We start from the raw sequence: 24,726 nt of genomic DNA, 5'->3' as shown, positions 1-24,726 counted from the left end.
GTGCCGGACCTGCTGCTGAAGACGGGCGTGCCAATCAGTACAGCGTCTTGCTCGACGAAGCGACCTTCACGTGCACCAGCGTCGGCCGCGGGTCGGCCAGGGCGGCGGTCAGGCCCGGGCGCAGGCCCGACGGCTCGGTGATCGTGACGCCCTGACAGCCCATGCTCGCCGCCAGGCTCGCGAAGTCGATGCCGCCCAGCTCGGTGCCCGGGAGCTTCGCGCCGCCGATCGCGTCGCCGAGGATGCGGACCGCCGCGTACTCGGAGTTGTCCATGATCAGGATCGTGACCGGGAGCTCCTGGCGCGCGGCCGTCCAGAGGGCCTGGATGCCGTACATGCTCGAGCCGTCGCCGACGACGCCGATCACCGTGCGGTCCGGGCACGCGAGCGCCGCGCCGACCGCGCCCGGGACGCCGTAACCCAGCGTGCCGCTGGCCATCGTCAGGAAGCCGGTGTCGGTCGCCGTGATCGGCAGGTGGTCGTGCAGGATCCCGCGGTGGCTGGGGGTTTCCTCCACGATCAGCGCGTTTTCGGGCATCAGCTCGGCGAGCGTCGAGTAGACGAGCTCGCCGGTGAGCGTGTCCCCGCTCGGCTTTCCGGGACGCACGAGCGGCGCCGGCGCGGGCCGTTCGCTCCGCTCGACGGCGTTCAGCAGGGCCCGCACGCCGAGCTTCGGCGTCGCGCGGATGCCGGTGCCTTCGAAGGCGCGCGCGAGGATTTGTTCGTCGTCGCTGACGATGAACAGCGGCGGCAGCGGAGCTTCCCCGCGGCCGCGCTCGACGTGGTAGGTGAAGGCGGGCGCGCCCAGCACGAGAACGAGGTCGTGCGCCGCGAGCTTGTCCGAGACGGCGCCGCGTTCGGGGTCGAGGAACCCTTGGAACAGCGGGTGGTCCTCGGGGAACGAGCACCGGAACGACATCGGCGCGACCCACACACCGGCGTTGAGCCGTTCGGCGAGCGCGACGGTCTCCACGACGGCCGAGTCCTGGTCGACGGCTCCCCCGACGACGATCGCCGGCCGCTCGGCGGCTTCGAGCGCGGCGGCGAGCTCGGTGACGGCCTCGGGGTCCGGCGCGAAGCCCCGGACGCGCGGGCGGGAGATGACGGGCCGTTCGGTCGTGACGGTCCAGTCGTCCGCCGGCACGGACACGAAAACCGGACCCGACGGCGCCTGCGCCGCGACGTGGTAGGCGCGCGCCAGCGCGGCCGGGACGTCCTCGGCCGTGGCGGGCTCGATCGACCACTTCACGTACGGCTTCGGGAACTCCGGCGCGTCCATCGCCCCGAGGAACGGATCGTGCGGGATGAGGGAACGAACCTGCTGCCCGGCGACGATGATCAGCGGTGTCCGGTTGCGGTAGGCGTTGAAGAGGCTGCCCAGGCCGTGCCCGACTCCGCCGGCGGAGTGCAGGTTGACGAGGACGGCCTGCCGCGTGGCCTGCGAGTAGGCGTCGGCCATCGCCACGACGGCGGACTCCTGCAGCCCCAGGACGTAGTCGAAGTCGTCCGGCCAGTCCGTCAGGAACGGGACCTCGGTGGTGCCGGGGTTGCCGAACACCGTGGTGAGGCCGAGTTCGCGGAGGAGTTCGCGGGTGGCGTCCAGCACCGTGCGCTTGATCATGCCCCCAGACTAATGCTTAGTCTTGCGAAGGAAAGCCCCCCAAGCGGCCGCACTGACGGCGAGGGTGCCGCCCGCGCGGTCCTTGGTGTCGCGGACTTGCGACACCGGGCCGAGCGCCACCTCCACGCAGTTGGTCTCATCGGTGTGACTCGATGTGCGCCACTCGCGCATATTCACTCCAGTCCGGCGATCACCCCCTGGATGAGCTCGAGCGATTCCCGCTCACTCAGCGCCAGGTCCGACAGGGTTTCCGCGGCGGCCCGGAAGGCGGCCACCTGTTCCCCATCGTAGACATGGGCGCTACCCCGGAGGTGCTCGATGTGGACCACCGAAGGCAGGTGGGCGAAGTCGAAGATCACGAAGTGGCCGAACAGGCCCGGGTGATAACCCGCATCCGCGGGCACCACGCGGATGCTGCTGGTGCGCGGCTGCGCCGCGCGCACCAGCAGCCGCAACTGCTCGGCCATCACCGCCGGCTCGGCGATGGCTCGGCGGAGAGCTTCTTCGCCGAGAAAAAGCTTGAGCACCAGCGGATCGGGGCGTGTGAGCACCTCGCGCCGCCGCTGGCGGACCGCCACCTGCTGCTCGATCATCCGCGCCGGGAGCCGGTGCGACTCGAGGATCGCCTCGGCATACCCCGGAACCTGGAGGAGGCCCGGCACCACGAACGGCTCCCAGTTGATCATCGCCGTCGCCGAGCGCTCGTACTCCACGTAGGTCGACAAGGCCGGGGAAACTCCGGGCACCGTCCGCTCGAGCCAGTTCGGCTCCTTCGCGTACTCCGCCAGCTCCAGCAACCTCTCCCGCTCCACCGGCTCCACCTGCATCGCCCCGAGCAGCAGCCCCACCTGCGCCACGTTCGGCACCCTCGTCCCGCTCTCCCAGTGCGACAGCACCTGCGGCGCGACGTCCACCTGCCGCGCCAGCTGCCGCAGCCCCAGCCCGCGCGCCACCCTCGCCGCGCGGAGGCCGAAGCCCAGTGCGCGGGACCTCGGGGTCGCCACTCGTGTTGACATGGGCACATTCTGTCACCGGGCACCGACAAAAACGGGACTCCGGGGCCGTCGCGAATCCGCGACAGCCCCGGCGTCCCACCACGTCAGCCGATCAGGCCCGACAACCCACTGCCCTTGAACGAGCCCCACCCGGTCACCTGGTCATACCCCGTCCCGGCGGTGAAACCGGTGGTGCCGTGGAGGGTGTTGTTGCCCGTCGTCACGTCGTGGAAGCCCGTGCCGTACGAGGACCCGTTGCCGATCGAGTAGAACTTCGGGTTCAGGTTGCCCAGACCGCCGCCGTGCACCTGGTTCTGCAGCGTCGCGAACGCCGCCCACAGCGGGGCCGCGCCCGACGTGCCCCACACCGTCTCCCACGAACCCGCCGTGTAGATGTAGTAACCCGAGCCGCTCGCCGCGTCGGCCGAGACGTCCGGGACCTTGCGGTTGGTCGTGCTCTGCGAGGACTGCCACGACGGCGCCGTGAACACCGTCGAGATGCCGCCGCCGGTGGACCCGTTGGTCGCGCCGTCGTTCCACGCCTTCTCGCTGCTGTAGGCGTTCGACGTCGTCACGGTCAGCTGCGTGCCGCCGACCCCGGTCACGTTCGGGCTGGACGCCGGGAAGTCCACAGCCTTCGCCGTCGAACCGTTCTGGCGGTAGCAGTCGGTCGTGCCGTCGTCGCCCGCGGCCGCGAAGTACGAGATGCCCTCCGCGGTGCCGGTCGCGATCGCGTTGCTGACGCTCTTCGCCGCGCTCGAACCCTCCGCGGATTCACAGGCGCCCCAAGAGATCGAGACGACGTTGACCGTGTGGTCCGACGCGATCTTCTGGTACATCGCCAGTTCGCCGGCGCTGGTGTTCGGAGCCTCGTATACGTAGTCGTTGGCCTTCGCCGCCAGCGCGTGCACGACCTCGATGTCGAGCTCGACCTCGATCTGGCCGTCCCCCGGCGAGGAGTCGTAGTTCGCGCCGCTGACCGGGACCGTCGTCACCGTGCCCGCCGACAGGCTGTACGTGCTGTCGTACTTGGTGATGTTGGACTTCTGGTAACCGTCGAACTCGACGAAGCCGACCTTCACACCGCTGCCGGTGGCCGAGAGACCGCTTGTCCCGTAAGCGGTCTTGAGCACCGGCGGGGTCACCGCCTTGATCGCGTTGGGCTGGGCGGCCACCGAAGAGTGCGTCCGGACGGCGTGGTTGTCGAGGCCGACGACGTTCGCCACCACACTCGAAACGTCCGAGGGCACGGCCGGCGCGGCGTCGTTGGCGAAGAAGTCGCGACCGGAAACCCGGTCGTGGTAGGTCCCGATCCGGGTGCGGAACGCCGATTCGAGCTGCGCCGCGGTGCCGGTGAACGTGATGGCCTGCCGGTTGCCGGAAACCTCGATCCCGGTCGCACCCGCTTTCCCGAGGAATGAGACGGCCTTGTCGACGTCAGCTTGGGTCGGGCCGAACTCGGCGGAGAACTGCGCCGGCGTCAAGAAGTGGTGGTATTGCGGCGACGCGGGGTTCTGGACGTCGGCGAGGAACTTTTCCAGCGCCTGCTGGTTGTGCAGTTTCAGCGAGAGCGCGGCGGTGATCCGCTGCCCGCCCGCGACGTCGCCGGTGCGGGCGCTGCCGACCAACGGCGCGGCACTGTCGGCCAGTGTGACCAGGGGTTCCGTAGCCGCGGCGGCCGGGACGGCCACGGCGAGGCCGAGCAACGCAGGCAACGGCACAGCGGCCGCGACGAGCTTGCGCAAGCGCATGGGAAATTTCCTCTCGGCGAGGGGGACCGGACCTGCGCGGAATGCTCGCCGCAGGTTGCCGAGAAGCATAAGAAACCGCTCTCACGCCGAGGAACCTACTTTTGTCTGCCGTTTCGCGGTTCCTCTTTTTGCTTTCCGAAAGGTTTACCTCAGCATAGCGAACTGATTATTGTCCGGAATGCCCGAGAGCGTCGACGCGGTCGGCGATCTCCTGCGCGTCCGCATTGCCGGAAAACCGGCGCGCGGCGGCCGACAGCGACCGCAGCCGATGCCGAGTCCGCGGGGACCGCAGCACGCCGGCCAGCTCGATGGCCTCTTCCCCGACGGCCCCGGCGACGTCGAGGTCGCCGTCCAGCGCGTGCACGGTGGCGAGCCAGATCAGCGTGAGCGACCGGCTGCGCGCCATCCCGCGGCCGTACCCGGCGATCGCCTCGGTGAGCGCCGGGATGCCGTCGCGGCCGTGCCGGATGTCGACGACCTGGGCCAGCTCGCCGTGCACCGTGCCGATCATCGCCGCCATGTCCGTCGCGCCGAAGAACGCGGCCCACGGCGACGGCTCGCGCCCCTCGGCCTCCGCGAACTCCTGGCGGGCCCGGCGCAGGTAGGTCAGAGCCTCCGTGACGTCGGCCTTCTTCGCGTGCGCCCACGCCTGGTTGGCCGACAGGATCGCCTGCGCGAGCTTGGAGTGCGCCAGCAACGCCGCTTCCCGGCCGCGCGCGAACTCCTCCAGTGCCGCGTCGACGGCGCCGTAGTGCAGGTGCAGCCGCCCGACGCGGTACCGGATGTTGGCCTGGAGGTCGTCGTTCCCGGCTTCCGCGGCCAGCTCCAGCGCCCGCGCGTACGCGGCGAGCGCGGCCGCCGGGCGGTCCTGGTCGAAGTTGGTCCAGCCGGCGAGGTTGTACAGATCGGCGACGGCGGTGCAGAGTCGCGCCAGGACGACGGTCTTGGTCACGCCGTCCAGCAGCGCCACGGCGGCGGGCAGCCGTTTCTCGACCGCCGCCCGGCAGGAGCCCCCGCCGTAGCGGTAGTCCAGCGTCCTGAGCTCGGCGACGACGTCCTCGAGCCGTCGCACGTCGGCGAGACCCACGCGTGTGCCACGCTGGTTGTCCCGCCCTCCACTGCCGTCCATGGCAGCCCTCCGTCCGTAGAGGGCCACCGGCCGGCAGCCCCCGTTCATTCCCCGCCGGGCCAGGCCGGAGCCCGCTCCCGCGAGGGACTGGCGCCGGGCAGCACCCCGGCGGCGGTCAGCACCACACCCGTGGCGGTTTCCGCGATCTTGACGGCGGCCAGGAGGCCGGTGAGGGCAAGCGAGCCGCCGAGCCCCAGCTTCGCGAACTCGTCTTCGGAGGTTTCGGGTCCGCGTTGCCGCGGTATCGCACCGGTCACGATTCGGCCTTCCGGGTTGTTCCGGACGCACTCGCGCGGCAATCGCGCGGAATGAGCCGCTCCCACGCGACAGAGATCCACCGCATGGTCATGCTCTTCGTTTCCTGTTGTCCTCGCAACGAGTTCGTCTCGAACTGAATACGCGCGCACACGGCGCCGCCTCCCGCACTGAGATCGATTCCTGCTGATCGGCCTGATCGCGAAATGCGGGACAACCGTAGCCAGCCCGGCGCGGCGAAATCAGCCGCCAACCAGGTCATAGCCCCGAAGTGCCCGTGCGGCCGCACGTGCAGCGCCGGCTCGCCCGCTGCACGGGACGAATGCAAATTCGCCGGACGGCGCGCGATTACCGCGCACGAAAGAACATCGGCGGAAAACGTTTTATCCCGCCGATGTTCCGAGAAGTTCCGGAAAACGATCAGGATTTGACGAGGTCGACCCAGGTGCGCACCGATCCGGCGTCCACCGGAAACTGCCAGCCGCCGGGCCGGACCGCGCTCCCGACATGGAACCCGCGCACCCCGCCCGCGCGCAAGAGGTGCACCTGCTGCGCGCGCAGGCCGCCGCCGACGAGCAGCTCCGGCCCGCCTTCGCGCTGCGCAAGCCGTTGCAGCACCGAAAGACCACTGGCTACCCCGTTCGGGTGGCCCGCCGCGAGCACCGTGTCACAGCCGAGCGCGGCGAGCTGGTCGTAGGCGCGCAACGGATCCCGCGTGCGGTCGATGGCGCGGTGGAACGTCCAGGACAGGCCGCCGATCTCCTTGACCAGCGCCTCACAGGCGTCCAGGTCGATCTCGCTGTCCACGGTGAGGAAGCCGAAGACGAACTCGCGCGCGCCCGCGTCGATCAGCCGGGCGGTGTCCGCGCGCAGTCCTTCGAGGTCACCCATGGCGAAGGAACCGTTGTCCCGCAGCATGACCCGCACCGGGAGGTCCGACGCCGCAAGCACGTCACGCAGGGTTTCGACCGACGGCGTGAGGCCGTCCTGAGCCATGTCGGCAACCAGTTCGAGGCGGTCGGCTCCACCCGCTTGCGCGGCTACGGCGTCCGCCGCGTCCAGCGCGATCACTTCCAGCAGGGGCGTCTTCGAGCTCATGCCTCATCCGTTTCACTGGTTCCGGGTGTCGTCTCCCCTCGCGTGCCGCCCTCGCCGGAAGCCGCCTTGAAGGCTTGTCATCCGCTCGCGCACCGCTTCCGGGGAAAGAGAGAGTATCGGCCGCTGCTGCGGCACCGCTCCCGGGCTCGCCGCGGAATCGGCGGGCTGAAGGAACGGCCAGGTGTCCTCCGCGCCGTCCTCCTGCTCCAGCTCGGCCGGCGTCGGCCACTGGTAGTCGGGCTCGATCGCGGCGGGCGGCGCGACGGGCGGAAACTGCGGATCGGTGTCCTCGTCGTCCGGGTTCGGCTCCGGCTCGGCCGCCACCGGCACGACGGCGGGCGGCGGGGGCGGTGGCGGAGGCGGGGGCGCCGCGGCGAGCGCGTGCCGCGGCTCCAGCGGGGCGGGCCGCGGCTCCTCGGCCACCGGACGCGGCTCCACGGCCTTGCGCGGCGCCTCGGGGGCCGCGGACGCGTCGAACCAGCGCGACAGGACGTCGCGGTAGGCGGGCATCCGCTCGGTCGGGGCGTCGAAGTCCAGGTGCGAGTCGTCGTCCGCGCTCGGCCACTCCGGGGCCTGGTCGCGCGCCACCACCGGCGCGCGGCGCGGCGGGCCGGCCTCGATCGACGGCGGGGTCAGCTCTTCCGGCTCGGCCGGCTCCGGCTCCGGCGGTGTGAGCGGGGCCAGCGGCGCGAGCAGCTCGGGTTCCGGGGCCGCGGCCGGCTCGGGCGGCGGGGGCGGCGCCGGCATCGGCGGCAGCTCGACGATCAGCGCGGACGGCACCAGCACGGTCGCGACCAGCCCGGTGTCCCGGCCCGCGCTGAGGCTGACGTCGATGTGGTGGCGCTTGGCCAGCGTCGCGACCACGAACAGGCCCATCCGGCGCGACACCTCGACGTCGACGTCCGGCGGGTTCGCCAGCCGCAGGTTGGTGCGGTTGATCTCGGCCTGCGGCATGCCGGCGCCGTGGTCGATGATCTCGATCTGCCAGTCGCCGTCGTGGGTTTCGGCGCTCGCGACGGTGACCGTCGTGTCGCCGGAGTAGCGCGTCGCGTTCTCCAGCAGCTCCGAAACGACGTGCACGAGGTCGTTGACGGCCTCCCCGCGGACCGCGACCTGCGGCGCCGGGCCGAGCTCGATCCGCTGGTAGTGCTCGACCTCTGACAGCGCGGCGCCGACGATCTCGTCGGCCGACACCGCGCCGGCGTCGTCCCGCGAGGAGTCCTGGCCGGACAGGACCAGCAGGTTCTCACTGTTGCGCCGCATCCGCGTCGCGAGGTGGTCGAGCTCGAAGAGGCCGGCGAGGGTGTCCGGGTCCTGCTCGTCGGCCTCCATCCGGTCGAGCACCGACAGCTGCCGCTCGACGAGGTCCTGGCTGCGCTGCGAGAGGTTGACGAACATCGCGTTGACGTTCTCGCGCAGCATCGCCTGTTCGCCGGCGAGCCGGACCGCTTCGCCGTGCACCGCGTCGAACGCGCGGGCCACCTGCCCGACCTCTTCGCGGGTGAACACCGGGACCGGCGCGATGGCGAGCCGCTTGCGGAGGTTCTCCGGCGCCGGCTCGGGGTCGGTGAGCAGGCCCTGGACGGCCGCGGGCAGCCGGTGCTCGGCCACCTCCAGCGCCGTCCGGCGCAGGATTCGCAAGGGGCGCAACAGGGACCGCGCGATCACGACCGACAGCACGCCCGCGACGAGCAGGACGGCGAGCACGACACCGCCGTCCCAGATCGCCGCCGTGCGTGCTTGCGCCGCAAGGGCGTCGGTGCGTTCCTGCAACTGGACCAGCAGCGCTTCCTGCACCTGGTGGGCGAGGTTCACCGTGTGGGTCGCCGAGGTGTCCCACTGGTTCGGGTCGAGGCCCGAGAGGTTCTGGTTGTTCTCGGTGCGGGTGAGCGCGGACTCGACCATGTCGTTGCCGATGTCGACGACCAGGCCGATCACCGTGTCGTCGAACATCCGCTGCTGGTCGGGGGTGGCGAAGGTGCGGTAGTCGTTGCGCGCGGCGGCCAGCTCGGCTTCCGCGCCGAGCAGCGCGCGCGTCCGGTCACGGTCGAGCGTGCCCGCGGCGAGGGCCTCGGCCATCACCGCGCGCTTGACCGACATCTGGTCCTTGATCCGCGCCAGCGCGTTGCCGGCCAGGCGCAACCGCGCGAGTTCGGGATCGGAGACGTCGGCGGCGGCCGAGTCGCTGATGTCGAGCAGGCCGGAGATCAGCTCGCTGTAGGAGCGCAGGACGGCGTCGGCGGGGAACGCCGAATGCTCCGCGGAGAACCGGAGACCGCCGAGCACGCGCAGCCGGTCGTCGGTCTGCTGCAGGCTTTCCGCGGCCTTCGCGTCGAGACGGGGCTTGCTGTCGGCGAGGGTCCGCTCGAACGTCCCGATGGCCTGGTCGACGCGTTTGCGCTGGCCGGCGAGGTCTCCGGTGTCGCCTTGGCGGTTCTGCGCGACGAACCGCACCGTGAGGTCGCGCTCGCGTTGCAGTTCGTGCAAGGCTTCGGCCACCGTGTTGTCGACCCGGCCGCGCGTGGCGAACTCCGCGAGCTGCCGGGCGTCGCGCAGGTCCGAGCTGATCCTCAGGCCGACGAGCGCGATCACCGCCAGCGCGGGAATCAGGAGGACGGCGAAGAGCTTGGTGCCGAGGCGCCAGTTCCGCAGCCGCCAGCGGCCGCCGGCCGGACGTGGATCCGCCGCGTCGCCGCCCTTGCGGGGACGCTTGTCGCGACGGGTCACCTGGTTTCCTTTTCCACCGCGGGAGGAACCCGCGGACCTACGACACCTCGAACCTACTGAACGGTAGCCCGCCCCATGAAGATCCGAAAGCCGTGCTGGCGCGAGACGGCCCTGCCCGCGATCGTATGGGGCGCGGACCATACGATCCAGCACGAGAACCAGATTCTCGCGGTAGGTGAAGGTTCATGATCAGACGCGGACGGACGATTCCGCTGGTAGCGGCGCTGCTGGCGACCGCTGGGTGCAGCGTGTTCTCTTCCGGCTCGCCCGCCGCCCCGCCGCCATTGGAACGGACCACTCTGCGCGTAGGTGTGGGAAATGCCATCGACACCGCGCCGCTGCGCATCGCCGTGGCGGCGGGAAAGTTCGGCTCCGCGGGACTGAACGTCCAGCTGGTGGAACTCGGCGGCGACGACGGCCTGGCCAAGCTGACCAGCGGCGACCTCGACGTCACGTTCGCTTCCGACATCGCGATGTTCCGCGCCGCGGCCGGCGGGGCGGCGTTGCAGCTGCAGGGCGAGGCGTACACGTCCGGCCCCAACACCATGGCCCTGGTCACACTGCCCGGCTCCGACTACACGGTCCCGACGGCGAAGAAGGCCCCCGAGATCGCGGTCAACATGCTCGACGACGTCGGCGCGCTGGCGGCGCGTTCGGTGCTGGGCACCGCGGGCGTGGACGTCGCGAAGATCAAGTTCAAGCCGGTCGGGTTCGACCAGATGCCGCAGGCGCTCCAGGCGGGCGACGCGGACGCGGCCCTGATGATCGAGCCGTACATCACCCGAGCCGAGAAGGACCTGGGCGCCCACATCCTGGCCGACGGCGCCCGCGGTGCGACGCTCGACTTCCCGCTGTCCGGGTATGCGTCGGCCAAGCCGTTCGCCCAGTCCAACCCGCGGACGCTGGCGGCGTTCCGGAAGGCGCTGGGGGCGGCCCAGCAGAGCGCGACGGACCCGGCGACGGTCCGGGACGCGCTGCCGAAGTTCTCCGACATCGACACGACGACGGCGTCGCTGATCTCGCTGGGTTCGTACCCGGCGTCGCTCAACGGCATCCGGCTGCAGCGGGTGGCTGATCTGATGCACAACTCGGGGCAGCTGGCGGATCGGTTGGATGTGCAGTCGCTGCTTCCGGACCAGAACAGCTACTAGCTTTCGCTTCCTGCCGTTATTCGCTTCCCCTTAAAATTGCACCTGGTCTACTTTCGCACTCAGTCTACCCAAGGAGTGCGCCATGACCGACGTCCTGATCACCGGAGCCGGGCCCACCGGCCTGCTCCTCGCCGCCGAGCTCGCCCTGGCCGGCGTCGAAGTGACCGTCCTCGAACGCCGCGACGGCCCCGGCCTCCCGCGCCCCGTCGGGCTCCAGCCCCGCACCGCCGAACTCCTCGACCTGCGCGGACTCGACGTCACCGCCCACGAGACCGACGGTCCGAGCGGCCACTTCGCCGGTCTTCCCGTCCCGCTCGACCACAGCGTCTGGCACACCCGCCACCCCCGCGTCGTCAACCGCACCCAGGACGACCTCGAGGCGATGCTGGCCGAGCACGCCCTCGAACACGGCGCGACCATCGAACGCGGCCACGAGGTGACCACCGTCAACACCGCCCCGGACGGCGTCACAGTCGACGGACACCGGGCGCGCTGGCTCGTGGCCTGCGACGGCGCGCACAGCACCGTCCGGCGTCTGCTCGGCGTGCCCTTCCCCGGCCGCGCCGAGACCTACGTCGCCACGCTTGCGCACGTCCGGCTCGCCGCCGCGTCCGAGCTCGTCCCGGCGCGCGCCGCGCACTTCAGTGAGGTCACCCGGCAGGCGCCACCACAACGCAGCCCGGCCGCGACGAACCGGTGTCGGACACCGAAGTCACCGAAGCGCTGACAGCCCTCTACGGCCCCGAGACGCGCTTAGGCGAGGTGTACGGCGCTTCGCGCTTCAACGACGCCACACGGCAGCTGGAGCGCTACCGGCACGGCCGTGTGCTCTTCGCCGGCGACGCCGCGCACATCCACCCACCGCTCGGCGGGCAGGGGCTGAACCTGGGCGTCCAGGACGCGATGAACCTCGGCTGGAAGCTGGCGGCGACCGTCCGCGGCACCGCGCCGGCCGGCCTGCTCGACAGCTACCACGACGAACGCCACCCGGCCGCCGCCCAGGTGCTGCGGCACACCGCGGCCCAACGCGTCTTCACGAGCCCGGACCGGAGCGAGAACGTCGAGGCGCTGCGAGAGATCGTCGTCGACCTGATGCGGCTGCCGGACGCCAACCGCCACTTCAGCGGGCTACTGTCCGGCCTCGGCCTGAGCTACCCGGGCGCACACCGGATCCCGGACCTCGACCTGACGACGGCGGCCGGCCCGACGCGGCTTTCGGCGTTGCTCCACGGCGGCCGCGGGCTGCTCCTCGACCTCGGCGACCACGCGGTGCCCGCCGGCTTCACCGGGCAGGTCGACCACGTGCGCGCCGCGACCGGCGACGCCGAGCACCGCGGCCGGCTGCTGCTCGTCCGGCCGGACGGGTACGGCGTCGACCCCGCGGACCTGGGCCGGTGGTTCGGCTAGATGTTCTCGCCGGGCGGCGCCAGGCAGACCGTCCGCCGCGGCGGGCCCGAGTACGTCAGGACCTTCTCGGCCCCGCCGCAGGCGTCCTCGCCGCCGAGCCCCGAGACGACCTCGGCGCGTTCCTCGGCCGCCGGGTCGGTGCAGCTGACCTTGCCGATCGTGGCTTCGTCGTCGACGTTGCGCAGGCAGTCGCCGGTGTCGACGTTCAGCGCCAGGCAGAGCGTGCGGTCCGTGGTGGAGCCGCTGCCGGTGATCTGGAACCGCACGTAGTCGCCGGAGCCGCACCGGAAGGACCCGCGGTAGCTGTCGTCGACCTTGTAGGTCGCGCTGTCGCTGGCGCAGCCGACGCGGTGGTAGGCGAGCTTCCCGCCGCCTTCGCGCGTCAGGTAGAGGCAGCTGCCGTCGGACGGCGTGCCGCTGCTCCCGATCCAGTAGATCGCCATCGCGCCCAGCGCGCCCAGGCCCAGCGCGGCGACGACGCACGCCACCAGCGTGATCCGCACCTTCACCGTGAACCAGTGCGGGATCGGCGCCTGCCCGGGCGCGGGCGGCATCGGCGCGCCCGGCATCGGCGTCCCCGGCGTGGACGGCGCCGGCGTCGCGTAGTCCGGCGTCCGGAACGGGTTGTCGTCGGTCACATGCCCTCCAGTGATCCCCTCGGCACATCGCCGCGTCCCCGGACCCGCGACGGGTGCGGGCCGGAGCGAGGCACGTATAACAGTAGTTGTGACTGATGGCCCGCTGATCGTCCAGTCCGACAAGACCGTGCTCCTGGAGGTCGACCACCCCCAGGCCGATGACGCGCGGATCGCCATCGCGCCGTTCGCCGAGCTCGAACGGGCGCCGGAACACGTCCACACCTACCGCATCACCCCCCTGGCCTTGTGGAACGCGCGCGCCGCGGGCCACGACGCCGAGCAGGTCGTCGACGCGCTGACGACGTACTCGCGCTTCCCGGTGCCGCAGCCGCTGCTGATCGACGTCGTCGACGTCATGGGCCGGTTCGGCCGGCTGCAGATCGCCAACCACCCGGCGCACGGGCTGGTGATGTCGACGACCGACCGCGCGGTGCTCACCGAGGTCTCGCGGAACAAGAAGATCAGCCCGATGCTCGGCGCCCGGATCGACGACGACACCGTCATCGTTCACCCGTCCGAGCGCGGCCGGCTGAAGCAGGCGCTGCTCAAGGTCGGCTGGCCGGCCGAGGACCTCGCCGGGTACGTCGACGGCGAAGCGCACCCGATCGCGCTCGACGAGAGCGACTGGCACCTGCGCGACTACCAGCGGATGGCCGCCGAGGCGTTCTGGGCGGGCGGCTCCGGCGTCGTCGTGCTGGCGTGTGGCGCGGGCAAGACGCTGGTCGGCGCGGCGGCGATGGCGAAGGCGCAGGCCACGACGCTGATCCTGGTGACGAACACCGTCGCCGGGCGGCAGTGGAAGCGCGAGCTCGTCGCGCGGACGTCGCTGACCGAAGAGGAGATCGGCGAGTACTCCGGCGAGAAGAAGGAGATCCGGCCGGTCACCATCGCGACGTACCAGGTCGTCACCCGCAAGACCAAGGGCGAGTACCGGCACCTGGAGCTGTTCGACTCGCGCGACTGGGGCCTGGTCGTCTACGACGAGGTCCACCTGCTGCCGGCGCCGGTGTTCCGGATGACGGCGGACCTGCAGTCGCGGCGGCGCCTCGGCCTGACCGCGACGCTCGTGCGCGAAGACGGCCGCGAGGGCGACGTCTTCTCGCTGATCGGGCCGAAGCGCTACGACGTGCCGTGGCGCGACATCGAGGCGCAGGGCTGGATCGCGCCGGCGAAGTGCACCGAGGTCCGCGTGACGCTGACCGACGCCGAACGGCTGGAGTACGCGACCGCCGAGGCCGACGAGCGCTACAAGCTGGCGGCGACGGCGCTCACGAAGACCCCGGTGATCAAGTCCATCGTGGCCAAGCACGCCGGCGAGCCGACGCTGGTCATCGGCGCCTACCTCGACCAGCTGGAGATGCTCGGCGACGAGCTCGACGCACCGGTGATCCAGGGCGCGACGAAGAACAAGGAGCGCGAGGAGCTCTTCGACAAGTTCCGCCGCGGCGAGATCAAGACGCTGGTGGTGTCGAAGGTCGCGAACTTCTCGATCGACCTGCCCGAGGCGTCGGTGGCGATCCAGATCTCCGGCACGTTCGGCTCGCGGCAGGAGGAGGCCCAGCGCCTCGGCCGCCTGCTGCGTCCCAAGGGCGACGGCCGCCAGGCGCACTTCTACTCGATCGTCTCGCGCGACACGGTCGACACGGAGTACGCGGCGCACCGGCAGCGATTCCTGGCGGAGCAGGGGTACGCGTACCACATCGTGGACGCGGACGACCTGCTCCGGCCACTCTGACCGGTCAGGTGAGCGCCGGCGTGATCTCCCGGGCCACGCGGTGGCCCGACTCGGCGGCGCCGTCCATGTAGCCCGCCCAGCGCGTGGCGGTCTCGGTGCCGGCCCAGTGCAGCGGCCCGATCGGCGCGCGCAGGGCCGGGCCGAAGCGGGTCAGGGTGCCGGGAGCGGCGAACGCGCCGTAGCAGCCGCGGCTGAACTCCTCCTCGGCCCAGTCGCGCTCGAGGTACGCGATCGGGTTCCGGGCCCGGGGCCCGAAGTAGCCGGCGAGGTCGTCGAGCACCCGGGCGCGGCGGTCCGCCTCGGTCAGCCGCGCCCCGGCGTCGGCGTGCCGTCCTTCGAGGAAGCCGACGAGCACCGCGGGCGAGCCGTCGTGCGGGGTGTTGTCGAAGACCGTGCCCAGCGTGCGCCGGTCGCTGTTGGCCTGGCCGCTCAACCCGTCCGTGCGCCAGAACGGCTCGTCGTAGACCACGTTGACCTTGATCACCCGCCCCATCGGCAGCCGCTGGACGAGCTGGTCGCGGTCGCCGGGCAGCCCGGGTGTGAACCGCACGCGCGCGGCGAGGGGCGGCGGCACCGCGAACACGGCGCGGCGAGCGCGGACGACCGTGCCACCCGCCTTCACCCGGACTCCCGCGGTGTCCCATTCGACGTCGGTCACCGCGGCGCCCAGCACGACCCGGTCACCGAGCTCGTCGGCGAGGGCGAGCGCGATCCGCTGCGAACCGCCGACGACGCGGTCCTGCTGCGCGCCACCCGTCGTGGTGATCATCGGGTCGAGGCCGCCCGCCGAGTTGAGGTAGAAAGCCGTCCACAGCAGGGAAAGGTCCTCGGGTTCGGCGGAGAACACGGCCTCGGTGATGACGCGGAAGAACGACCGGCCGCCGGGAGTGCGGGCCGTGCGCCGCAGCCAGGTCGCGAAGGTCTGGCCGTCGAGGTCCGCTGCCCGCTTCGCCCGCCAGGGCTCATCAGTCGGCACCCGGCGGGTCAGGCGGTCCAGCCGCAGCTGCGTCTGGGCGATGTCCGCCAGCGCCACGGGGTTCAGCCGCGGGATCCGGCCGTTGTACTCGGCGCGTCGCCCGGCGAACTCGGCGATGTGCCGGCCGGTGTCGTGCGTGGGGTAGGTGCGCAGGCCCAGCTCCTCGATGAGCGCGAGCACCTCGTGCTGGCCCGGCCCGACCCACTGACCGCCGACCTCGATGGGGCCACCGCCGGGCAGCTCGCCGTTGAGCAGCCGGCCGCCGACCCGGTCCCGGGCCTCCAGCACCAGCACGTCGGCCCCGGCCCGGACGAGGTCACGCGCGGCGACCAGTCCCGCGATCCCGGCCCCGACGACCACGACGTCCACGGACTTCTCCATCGGCCACCGCTCTCATACACGCTGTATCTGACATTCAGAGTGTATGTGATAGTCATGGCGAATGGAATCGGTGCGCGTGAAGTACGCGGAACACACCCGTCAGGCCCTGTTCGACGCCGGCCTGCGCCTGTTCACCGAGCGCGAGTACGCGAGCCTGTCGGCGGAGGAGCTCGTGCGCGCCGCAGGCCTGACGCGGGGCGCCCTGTACCACCACTTCGACGGCAAGCGCGGCCTGTTCGAAGCGGTCATGGACGAGCTGGAAGGCCAGGCCGCCCAACGCATCCGGACGTCGATCGCCTCGACGGACGACCCCTTCGAGCGCGCCGGCCGCGGCGTCGCGGAGTTCCTGGCGGTCTGCGCCGAGCCGGGCTACCGCCACGTGGTGCTCCTGCAGGGCCCGATCGCCCTCGGCTGGCACCGCTGGCGCGAACTGGACCAGCAGCACCTCGGCGGCTTGCTCGCCGGAGCGGTCCAGACGCTGCTCGCGACGGGCGCGTTCCGGCCGCACCCTGCCGGCCTCCTCACCGCAGCTTTCTACGGCGCCCTCACCGAACTCGCCCTGGTGATCGCCGAGACGGACGACCCGGACCGGGCGCGAACCGAGGCCGCGGACCTCGTCCGCGACCTGATCGCCGGCTTGACGACCCCGGGCTGACCACCCCTTCGGCCCAGCGAATCGTCACAGGAGCAACTTCCGCCACTTCCTTCTCGCATCAGGCCCTGACCTGCGGTTTTCCCGATTCACTCGAACGGATGAGCGGCCAGATCACTGGAAATTGTCGAACCCTCGAACTACTGTTCGACATGCACCAGCCGAACACAAGTTCGAGGGGACGCTCCATGACGATCGCACCGCTCCGCCCCGGCACACCCGCGCCGCCGGTCCAGACCCTGCCACCGGGGTCCTGGCACGGCCGGCTGTGGGTGTCCGACCTGCCCTTGACCCGCCCCGAGCGTTACCTCGGCTGCGTGGCCGAGTTCGAGCGGTCGGGCCTGTGGCCGGTGCTGATCCCCCACGACCAGCGTTTCGCGGCGAACGGCGAGGACTGGATCGACGACCGCGGCCGCTTGGCCCCGGCAGGCCACCGGGTGGCCACGGCAGACCCGGCAGCGGTCCTGGACCGCTGGTGGGACGCGTCGTGCTGCGACGGCGCCTGCCTGCGCCCGTTCGGCGCCCGCTTCCCGGGCTTGGCAAAGAGGAGCCCGCGCCGCTCGGACCCGCTGGCGGAGGCGGGCAACACGGGCTCGATCCTGGCCAACCGCGCCCCGCACCGCCTGGGCCTGGTCCAGACAGAGCGTCCGGCGGACATCCCGGCCCTGCTGGGCTGGACAGGAATGATCAAGTGCACGGACCAGGTGGCCGAGCTGTCGGCGGTGCTGCGCAGCTGGGAGGACCGTTTCGGGGCAACGCTGGTGGTGCTGGGTTACGACACAGTGGAGCTGTCGGTGGCGGCCCCGCCACGGAACCAGGCACGAGCGTTGACGGTGGCGGCCGAGCACCGAGCGTTCAGCCTGCCGACGTTCGCAGGCCAGCCCGGGAACTTGAGGGAGTACGCATCCGACCTGGTCCAGACCCGCCACTGGCGTTTCTCCTGGGCGTAAGGGTTCGTCCCGGCCCCGGCGTGCCCCGGCCGAGCGTCCGTCTGGGGAACCCGGAAAGGAGCGGCGTTGGTCATCCCGTCGCCTGAGGCCGTGAAATCACTTTGAGCCAGGCCCGCAACACACAGCCCAAAGCAAGCCGAGAGCGCAACCTTGCGGGCCTGGCTCAAAGTGATAGGCCTCAAGTCAGGCGACGGGATGACCACGAGCGGCCAACCGACGAAGGTGAGATGAAAGCAATCCCGAGGGTCATCCCAGAGCCTGCCCGTCCGGCGAGGACAGTCTTTCCGACAGCGACAACCCCATGAGCAAACGCCTGAAGGGCCCAATAAGACGCCCGTCCCCAAAACTAGGCCACCTGTCCCACCCGACGGTCCACCGGTCCAACCACAGCCGAGTTTGCCCACCCCGCCAACCGGGAACCACCCACGGCGGAAAGGCGGTGAGCAGAATCGCCAAAATCCGCATAGGCACATCAGGCTGGCGCTACCCACCCTGGCGAGGGGTGTTCTACCCGCACGACCTGGCCCAGCGACGCGAGCTGGAGTACTTGTCCCACCGGATGACCACGGTAGAGATCAACGGCTCGTTCTACTCCCTGCAACGCCCAGCCCGCTACCGAGCCTGGTTCGCCGAAACCCCCGCCGACTTCCTCTTCGCAGTAAAGGGCGGCCGCTTCATCACGCACATGAAGCAGCTAAGAGACGTCGAGACGGCTCTGGCGAACTTCTACGCATCAGGAGTCCTGGCACTGGGAGCAAAACTGGGCCCATTCCTCTGGCAGCTCCCCCCAAGACTGACGTTCGACCCGAACCGCCTGGCAGACTTCTTCACCCTCCTCCCACGCACGACAACGGAGGCGGCCGAGCTGGCAACAAAGCACGACGACAAGCTGAAGGACCCCCCATACCTCGAAGCGGGCAAACGGCGCCCCCTCCGGCACGCACTCGAAGTCCGCCACCCGAGCTTCGCCGAACCCGCAGCCAAGGAACTACTGCGGAAACACGGAATCGCCCTGGTGGTAGCGGACACGGCAGGCAAGTGGCCATACCTCGAGGACCAGACGACGGACTTCACCTACATCCGCCTCCACGGCGACGAAGAGCTGTACGTAAGCGGCTACTCGGACAAGGCCCTACGAACCTGGGCCGACAAGATCCGCACCTGGCACGAGGACGGCCACCGCGACGTACACATCTACTTCGACAACGACGTAAAGGTGGAGGCCCCCCGCAACGCCGAAACGCTGGCCAACCTGCTGGGGGTAGCGCCACAACCAAGCCAGTGAGCGAACAGTGAGCGCAATCAGCTTGGGTGATGAGGGCGGCCCGGACCGTCTCGCGCGCTGTCACTGGGGGTCGGCACGCGAGCGGTCCGCCGCCACTAACTCCACCCCGCGTAACGCACCTGCGACGGCCTGCCGCCAGCCGCGCGACCGCCAGCGAACCAGCCCACCGCGGGCGCCCGCTATCCACGCCGACCTGGGCCGCCAGCCACTCAACCCGCGCCGCAAGCCGCCTGCTGCCGAAGCCAGATCGCGCGCCGCAGGCAGCCCCACCACCGCGAGCCGCCGTCCCCGCGCCGCCGGCCACGCGCGCCCAACCCTCGCCTTCAGCCGCCGCGCTGCTGGCCGGCGCAGCCTGATCGCGAGCCGCAGCCAGCCACTCCACCGCGGCCCACCATCCCCGCGCTGCAGCCGCAGCCGTCATCTACGCCGCCTGCCGCCTGATCGCGAGCCCCAGCCGGCCACACCACCGCACGCCCGCATCGCCGCGCTGCAGCCGCAACAACCATCCACGCCGCCTGCCGCCTGATCGCGAGCCACAGCCAGCCACTCCACCGCACGCCGCATCCCGCGCTGCAGCCGCAACGACCATCCGCGCCGCAAGCTGCCTGCCGCCGAAGCCTGGTCGCGGGCCGCAGCCAGCCACACCACCGCGAGCCGCCATCCTCGCGCCGCAGCCGCTACCGCGGGCAGCGCCGCCCACCGCGCGCGCAACCCTCGCCTTCAGCCGCCGCGCCACTGGCCACCGCAGCCTGATCGCGAGCCGCAGCCAGCCACTCCACCGCGGGCAGCGCCGCCAGGCGCGCGCGCCCAACCCCGCCCTCAGCCGCCCGCACCCACCAGCGCCGCCAACTTCGCGCGCACGTCATCCGCGTCCGGGTGCCCCAGCTCGGTCAACAACCGCACCGACCGCAGCCAACACTCCCTCGCCGCCGCCACATCCCCGTGCCGCAAATACACCGACCCCAGCTGCGCCAGCACGTCCGCCCCCTCGTACTGCTCACCCATCGCGAAAAACATCCCCACCGACTCCCGCATACACGCAACCCCCTCATCGAGCCGCCCCAGCCCGACCAGCGCCAACCCCCGCGTGTGCTGCGTGAACCGTGAATCCACCGGCTCCCCGTCCTCATCCACCACCGCCAGCGCCGCATCGGCCAGCCGAAGCGCCTGCTCGTGATCACCCATCGACGTGCAGATGTCACCCAGCGCCCGCAGCACACTCGCCTCGAACCCACCCAGCCGCAGCTCGCGGACGATCTCCAGCGCCTGCTTCCCGTGCTCGTACGCCCAGGCGTAGTCATCCAGATTGTGCGCCGCCAGCGCCAGGTTGTAGTGCGCCCGCGCCTCGCCCTCGCGCGCGCCGAGCTCGCGCTGGATCGTCAGGACCTGCTCCAGGTACCGCCGCGACTCGCCGTACTCGCGGGCGACGCCGTTGACCACCCCCAGCCCGCTGAGGATCCCCGCCTCGCCCGGCCGGTTGCCGCTCGCCCGCGCCGCGTCCAGGGCCACCGCGAACACCGAGCGCCAGTCGTCCAGCCGTGAGCGCGTCACGAAGTAGCTCTGCAGCAGCCACGCCAGCTTCCAGCAGACGTCGTCACGGCGGCCGCGTGCCAGGTGCACCGCCGCGATGAGGTTGCCGTGCTCCTCGTCGAACCAGGTCAGCGCGTCCTGGTGCCCGGAAAACACCAGACCGCCGCTCGGCTCCAGCTCCAGCAGCCGGTAGTAGCGCTCCGGGCGCATCCGCTGGGACGCGTTCAGCGCCGACGTCACGTACCAGCCCAGCAGCCGATCCAAAGCGGCTTCACGCTGCGAAGCCGTGTCGACCTGCGAAGCGACTTCGCCGGCGTACGCCCGGATGAGGTCGTGGAACTGGTAGCGGCCCGGCCGCGGCTGGGCGAGCAGGTGCGCCGCGGCCAGGGTTTCCAGCATCGGCCGGGTCGTCGTGACGTCCAGGCCGGCGACCGCGGCCGCCGCCGGCGCGGTGAAGTCGACGCCGGTCGAAAGCCCCAGCAGCCGCAACAGCCGCGCCGTCGGCGGCTCGAGTGCCTGGTAGGAGTACGAAAGCACCGAGCGGATGTTCGTCCCCTCGCCGTCGGCGAGGTCGAACGAGCCGAGCAGGTCCGTCTCCAGCGAGCGGGCGAACTCGTCGAGCGCCAGGCCGGGGAACTGCGCCGCCCGCACCGCGAGGATCCGGATCGCCAGCGGCAGCCCGCCGCAGTAGCGCACGAACCGCTCGGCCGCCGCCGGGTCACTCGCGACGCGCTCGACGCCGATCGTGGACGCCAGCAGCTCCACGGCGTCCTCCTCACCGAGCTCCTCGAGCGCGATCCGCCGCGCGCCGTGCGTCGCGACCAGCGCACGCAGCTGCCAGCGGCTGGTGATGACGACCAGGCAGCCCGGCCCGGGCAACAGCGGCGCGACCTGCTCGGTGCGGTTGGCGTTGTCGAGCAGGACGAGCAGCCGCCGCCCGGCGCTGTGCGTCCGCAAGCTCGCCGCGCGGCCGTCGAGGTCACCCGGGATCGCCTCGCTCGGCACACCCAGCGCGGTGAGCATCGCGTCGAGCGCCGCCGACGGCTCGACCGGTTCGCCGGGCCCGTAACCGCGCAGGTTGAGGTACACCTGGCCGCCGGGGAACCGGTCGGCGACCTCGTGCGCGAAATGCACGGCCAGGGTTGTCTTGCCGATGCCGCCCATGCCTTCGACGGACGCGATCGGCGTCGACGCGTCGGCGTCCAGGGCCTCCGGCAGCAGTGTGTGCAACGCCTTGAGGTCGGACTCGCGCCCGGAGAACGTCGGCAGGTCGGCGGGCAGCTGGTGCGGCACCTGCGGTTCGGCGCCGAGCCGGTAGCGCACCGGCGCGGCGCCGTCATCGGCGCCGGTGAGGATCGCCTGGCGGGTGCGCTGCAGCGACGGCCCGGGGTCGAGCCCGAGCTCGTCGGCGAGCACGTCGCTGATGCGGCGGTGGACGTCGAGCGCTTCGGCCTGCCGGCCCGACCGGTACAGCGCGATCATCAGCTGCTCGTGCAGGCGCTCCCGCAGCGGATTTTCCCTGGTCAGGCGTACCAACTCAAACACGACGGTGTCGTAGTCGCCGACTTCGAGCAGCGCGTCGGCCCACTGCTCGCGGACGTGCAGCCGTTCTTCGGCGAGCTGACCGCCTTCGTCGCGGTGCAGCGCGTCGGACTCGACGTTCAGCAGCGCCGGCCCCCGCCACTGCCCGAGGGCTTCGGCGAAGTGCGCGGCCGCCTGCCGGCTTTCGCCGCGGTCCATCGCCGCCTTGCCTCGCGTGGCGAGCGCGCGGAACCGGGTCAGGTCGAGCAGGTCGTCCGCGAGCTCGATCCGGTACCCGCCGCTCTCGGTGCGGATCGCGACCTGGTCACCGAGGGCGCGGCGCAGGCGCAGCACGTACGTCTGGAGCGCGCCCTTGGAGCGGCGGCGGTCGTCGTCCCACAGCCAGCGGCCCAGCTCGTCGACCGGCACGACCCGGTTCGCGCGCAGCAGCAGCCCGGCCAGCACGATCAACGGCCGGCTGCCCCCGAGGGGCACCGGGTGGCCGTCGGCCGTGACCTCGGCCGGACCCAGCACGCGGAAGTCGAGGACCACGTGGTCATTCTGGCCGGAAACGCGCTGTTCGGCACTTGTTCGCGAAACCCGCGGCGGTGGCATGATCGGCGGCGATGAAGGTCTACGCGATCCCCCTGCGCAACCGGTTCCGCGGCATCACGGTCCGGGAAGGCGTCCTGCTCCACGGCCCGGCGGGCTGGGGTGAGTTCTGCCCGTTCGCCGACTATTCGGACGCCGAGAGCGTGCCGTGGCTGCACGCGGCGCTGGAGGCGAGCGAGCGGGGCTGGCCGGCGCCAGTCCGCGACCGGGTCGAGGTGAACACGACCGTGCCGGTGGTCGGGCCGGACAAAGCGTACGAGCTGGTCCGCGCGTCCGGCTGCCGCACGGCGAAGGTGAAGGTCGCGGACACCCGCGCGTCCCTGGCCGACGACTGCGACCGGGTGGCGGCGGTCCGCGACGCGCTCGGCCCGGACGGCGCGATCCGCGTCGACGCCAACATGGCGTGGGACGTCGACACGGCGGTGCGCGCGATCGCCGACCTCGACAAGGCGGCGGGCGGGCTGGAGTACGCCGAGCAGCCGTGCCCGACGATCGACGACCTCGCCGCGGTGCGCCGCCGGGTGTCGGTCCGGATCGCGGCCGACGAGTCGATCCGCCGCGCGGAGGACCCGCTGAAGGTGGCGGTCGCGGGAGCGGCGGACATCGCGGTCCTGAAGGTGGCGCCCCTGGGCGGCGTGCGGCGCGCGCTGGAGGTCGCCGAGGCGTGCGGGCTGCCGTGTGTGGTGTCGTCGGCGGTGGAGACGAGCGTCGGCCTGGCGGCGGGGCTCGCACTGGCGGGCGCACTGCCGGAGCTGGAGTTCGCTTGTGGACTCGGGACGATTTCGTTGCTGGAAGGCGACGTGTGCGCTTCGCCACTGTCCCCTGTGGACGGTTACCTGCCGGTCCCGCGCCGGGCCCCGGACCCGACGGCCGCCTACCCGGCTTCGGCCGAAGTCGAAGCCGGGTGGGCGGCGCGGCTGGCGCGGGTGCGGGGTCAGGCGGCCTGCCAGGCCGAGTCGTAGGCGTGCACCAGCCACCGGTCGGCCCAGGCGTGGTCGGGCTGTTCCGGCAGCGGCGAGCCGCCCCGGACCAGCCGGTCGAGCCGGTCTTCCAGCTCGGCCGCGGCGGCGATCGCCTCGTCCTGGGAGTGCTTGCCCCGCCGCAGATCCCGTAGCCAGGTCAGCCACGGCTCCGCGATCGGCAGCGTCATCCGGCCCGTCTCGAGCAGTTCGACACCCTGGACGCCGAGCCGCACCATGTGCATGGCGTACTTCGTGTCGAAGCCGTACTTCTCGACGAGCTCGGGCCGGTTGACCTTGATCGCGCCTTCGAGCAGCCGCGTGCGCTGCGTCCGCAGGTAGCCGGCGAACCGCAGCCCGGCCTGGCGCGACAGGATCCGGTCCGCGTTCGCGCGCAGCTCGTGACCGAGGCCGGTGATCCGCACGATCTCGGCTTCGGGCACGAACAGCGGGAGCAGGATCGTGGGGTTCCCGGTGAGGGCCAGGCGCATCCACTTGCGCAGCGAGTAGACGATCAGGTCGAGATCACCGGGCCCGGACCGCACGCCTTCCGGTTGGCTGCGGAAGACGTACTGCTCGAAGCTCCGAAGCCCGCTGACGTACTCGGCCGGCTCCACGCACAGCCCCATTTCGTCCCGGTCGTCCTGACCGTCGACGGCGGTGCCGTGCAGGCCGGACCCGACCTGGCAGCGCAGGATCGTGCCCTGCTCGGCGATCGCGGCGAACTCGGGGTTGTCGTGTTTCATGGTCGAAAGTTGTACCGGCCACGCGCCGGGGAGAGCACCTGGTTTTCCGGCGCCGGTTCAGTTCCCAGCCGCGCCACACCCATCCCCCGCCGCGGCACGTGGTTTCCGCGCCGGTGCCGCTCCCAGCTCCGCGCATCCCCGCGCGGACCCCGACCCGCAACGTTGCCAATGACCATTCGCGACGCTGGAGCCGGCCACGCGCCGGGGTGAGCACCTGGTTTTCCCCGAGGCAGAGTTCAGGGTCCGGCTCCGGGCCCTTCCCGATGTGCCCCGGCGGGCCCGAAAGCCACTATTGAGCCATGACGAACAGCGTGTACACCCCGGAAACCAAGAAGCTCCGCCGCAGCAGCACCGACAAGATGCTCACCGGCGTCTGCGGTGGCTGGGCCACCTACCTCGGCATCGATGCCAACGTCCTGCGGATCGGCATGGTCGCCGCCGTGTTCCTGTCGGTCGGGATCGCCATTCCGGTCTACGTCGCCGCCGCGATTCTGACTCCCGAAGAGAGCTCCTGACCCGGGCGGGGGGGGGGGGGGGGGGGGGGGGGGGGGGGGGGGGGGAGGGGGGGGGGGGGGGGGGGGGGGGAGGGGGAGGGAGGGGGGGGGCG

At 71.5% G+C, this 24,726-nt stretch carries 21 protein-coding genes; 9 read left to right on the top strand and 12 right to left on the bottom strand.

Features of this window, described 5'->3' with window-relative positions; genetic code table 11:
* Positions 1-34: 34 nt before the first annotated feature.
* From mdlC to ACZ63J_RS24910, 8 genes are all read right to left on the bottom strand, one after another.
* Positions 35-1,621, bottom strand: coding sequence for a benzoylformate decarboxylase (gene mdlC, locus ACZ63J_RS24945; protein WP_465400317.1), 1,587 nt, complete (start codon positions 1,619-1,621; stop codon positions 35-37).
* A gap of 9 nt (positions 1,622-1,630) precedes the next feature.
* Positions 1,631-1,792 (bottom strand): DUF397 domain-containing protein, encoded by a 162-nt coding sequence (locus tag ACZ63J_RS24940; RefSeq protein ID WP_465342514.1) that lies wholly within the window; start codon positions 1,790-1,792, stop codon positions 1,631-1,633.
* A 2-nt stretch (positions 1,793-1,794) separates the two neighbouring features.
* Positions 1,795-2,637 carry a helix-turn-helix domain-containing protein gene (locus tag ACZ63J_RS24935; protein WP_465400318.1) on the bottom strand — a complete coding sequence of 281 codons (843 nt, stop codon included), beginning with the start codon at positions 2,635-2,637 and terminating at the stop codon, positions 1,795-1,797.
* Positions 2,638-2,720: 83 nt separating this feature from the next.
* The gene (locus tag ACZ63J_RS24930; protein WP_465400319.1) at positions 2,721-4,367 is read right to left on the bottom strand and encodes a S53 family peptidase; all 1,647 of its coding nucleotides are present in this window, start codon (positions 4,365-4,367) and stop codon (positions 2,721-2,723) included.
* Positions 4,368-4,533: 166 nt separating this feature from the next.
* On the bottom strand, positions 4,534-5,496 hold the full coding sequence (locus ACZ63J_RS24925; RefSeq protein ID WP_465400320.1) for a hypothetical protein: 963 nt from the start codon (positions 5,494-5,496) through the stop codon (positions 4,534-4,536).
* Positions 5,497-5,540: 44 nt separating this feature from the next.
* A complete protein-coding gene (locus tag ACZ63J_RS24920; protein WP_465400321.1) occupies positions 5,541-5,753 on the bottom strand; it encodes a hypothetical protein in 213 nt (70 codons plus the stop codon).
* Between the two features lie 418 nt (positions 5,754-6,171).
* Positions 6,172-6,849 (bottom strand): copper homeostasis protein CutC, encoded by a 678-nt coding sequence (locus tag ACZ63J_RS24915; RefSeq protein WP_465301804.1) that lies wholly within the window; start codon positions 6,847-6,849, stop codon positions 6,172-6,174.
* A gap of 12 nt (positions 6,850-6,861) precedes the next feature.
* The gene (locus ACZ63J_RS24910; RefSeq protein ID WP_465400322.1) at positions 6,862-9,576 is read right to left on the bottom strand and encodes a sensor histidine kinase; all 2,715 of its coding nucleotides are present in this window, start codon (positions 9,574-9,576) and stop codon (positions 6,862-6,864) included.
* A gap of 185 nt (positions 9,577-9,761) precedes the next feature.
* On the opposite strand from ACZ63J_RS24910, the gene ACZ63J_RS24905 reads away from it, so the two are divergent.
* From ACZ63J_RS24905 to ACZ63J_RS24895, 3 genes are all read left to right on the top strand, one after another.
* Positions 9,762-10,727 (top strand): ABC transporter substrate-binding protein, encoded by a 966-nt coding sequence (locus ACZ63J_RS24905; RefSeq protein ID WP_465400323.1) that lies wholly within the window; start codon positions 9,762-9,764, stop codon positions 10,725-10,727.
* 82 nt (positions 10,728-10,809) lie between these two features.
* Positions 10,810-11,454, top strand: coding sequence for an FAD-dependent monooxygenase (locus ACZ63J_RS24900; protein WP_465400324.1), 645 nt, complete (start codon positions 10,810-10,812; stop codon positions 11,452-11,454).
* A complete protein-coding gene (locus ACZ63J_RS24895) occupies positions 11,424-12,134 on the top strand; it encodes an FAD-dependent monooxygenase (RefSeq protein ID WP_465400325.1) in 711 nt (236 codons plus the stop codon). The genes ACZ63J_RS24900 and ACZ63J_RS24895 overlap by 31 nt, the downstream gene beginning before the upstream one ends.
* Here ACZ63J_RS24895 and ACZ63J_RS24890 read toward each other — a convergent pair.
* The gene (locus tag ACZ63J_RS24890; RefSeq protein ID WP_465400326.1) at positions 12,131-12,772 is read right to left on the bottom strand and encodes an LppU/SCO3897 family protein; all 642 of its coding nucleotides are present in this window, start codon (positions 12,770-12,772) and stop codon (positions 12,131-12,133) included. The two genes, ACZ63J_RS24895 and ACZ63J_RS24890, sit on opposite strands and share 4 nt — an antisense overlap.
* Positions 12,773-12,860: 88 nt before the next feature.
* On the opposite strand from ACZ63J_RS24890, the gene ACZ63J_RS24885 reads away from it, so the two are divergent.
* A complete protein-coding gene (locus ACZ63J_RS24885) occupies positions 12,861-14,507 on the top strand; it encodes a DNA repair helicase XPB (RefSeq protein ID WP_465400327.1) in 1,647 nt (548 codons plus the stop codon).
* 4 nt (positions 14,508-14,511) lie between these two features.
* On the opposite strand, the gene ACZ63J_RS24880 is transcribed toward ACZ63J_RS24885, so the two are convergent.
* Positions 14,512-15,864: a flavin monoamine oxidase family protein gene (locus ACZ63J_RS24880; protein WP_465400328.1), complete on the bottom strand. Its 1,353-nt coding sequence runs from the start codon at positions 15,862-15,864 to the stop codon at positions 14,512-14,514.
* Positions 15,865-15,925: 61 nt separating this feature from the next.
* Between ACZ63J_RS24880 and ACZ63J_RS24875 the strand changes: the two genes are divergently transcribed.
* From ACZ63J_RS24875 to ACZ63J_RS24865, 3 genes are all read left to right on the top strand, one after another.
* Entirely contained in the window at positions 15,926-16,519 is a 594-nt protein-coding gene (locus ACZ63J_RS24875; protein WP_465400329.1) for a TetR/AcrR family transcriptional regulator, read from the top strand.
* Between the two features lie 185 nt (positions 16,520-16,704).
* Positions 16,705-17,466, top strand: coding sequence for a DUF4253 domain-containing protein (locus ACZ63J_RS24870; protein ID WP_465342501.1), 762 nt, complete (start codon positions 16,705-16,707; stop codon positions 17,464-17,466).
* Positions 17,467-17,905: 439 nt separating this feature from the next.
* Positions 17,906-18,751 carry a DUF72 domain-containing protein gene (locus tag ACZ63J_RS24865; RefSeq protein WP_465400330.1) on the top strand — a complete coding sequence of 282 codons (846 nt, stop codon included), beginning with the start codon at positions 17,906-17,908 and terminating at the stop codon, positions 18,749-18,751.
* A gap of 819 nt (positions 18,752-19,570) precedes the next feature.
* Here the strand turns inward: ACZ63J_RS24865 and ACZ63J_RS24860 are convergent.
* Positions 19,571-22,354 carry an AfsR/SARP family transcriptional regulator gene (locus ACZ63J_RS24860; RefSeq protein WP_465439615.1) on the bottom strand — a complete coding sequence of 928 codons (2,784 nt, stop codon included), beginning with the start codon at positions 22,352-22,354 and terminating at the stop codon, positions 19,571-19,573.
* Positions 22,355-22,428: 74 nt separating this feature from the next.
* Between ACZ63J_RS24860 and ACZ63J_RS24855 the strand changes: the two genes are divergently transcribed.
* Positions 22,429-23,376: an o-succinylbenzoate synthase gene (locus tag ACZ63J_RS24855; protein ID WP_465400332.1), complete on the top strand. Its 948-nt coding sequence runs from the start codon at positions 22,429-22,431 to the stop codon at positions 23,374-23,376.
* On the opposite strand, the gene ACZ63J_RS24850 is transcribed toward ACZ63J_RS24855, so the two are convergent.
* Positions 23,349-24,119, bottom strand: a complete 771-nt coding sequence (locus ACZ63J_RS24850) for a nucleotidyltransferase domain-containing protein (protein ID WP_465400333.1) — start codon at positions 24,117-24,119, stop codon at positions 23,349-23,351. The genes ACZ63J_RS24855 and ACZ63J_RS24850 overlap by 28 nt on opposite strands.
* A gap of 299 nt (positions 24,120-24,418) precedes the next feature.
* Here ACZ63J_RS24850 and ACZ63J_RS24845 point away from each other — a divergent pair, with 299 nt between their 5' ends.
* Positions 24,419-24,634, top strand: coding sequence for a PspC domain-containing protein (locus ACZ63J_RS24845; protein ID WP_465342496.1), 216 nt, complete (start codon positions 24,419-24,421; stop codon positions 24,632-24,634).
* Positions 24,635-24,726 lie beyond the last annotated feature (92 nt).

The sequence above is a fragment of the Amycolatopsis sp. NPDC104863 genome (assembly GCF_055582965.1).
This window is presented reverse-complemented; position numbering and strand designations above follow the sequence as displayed.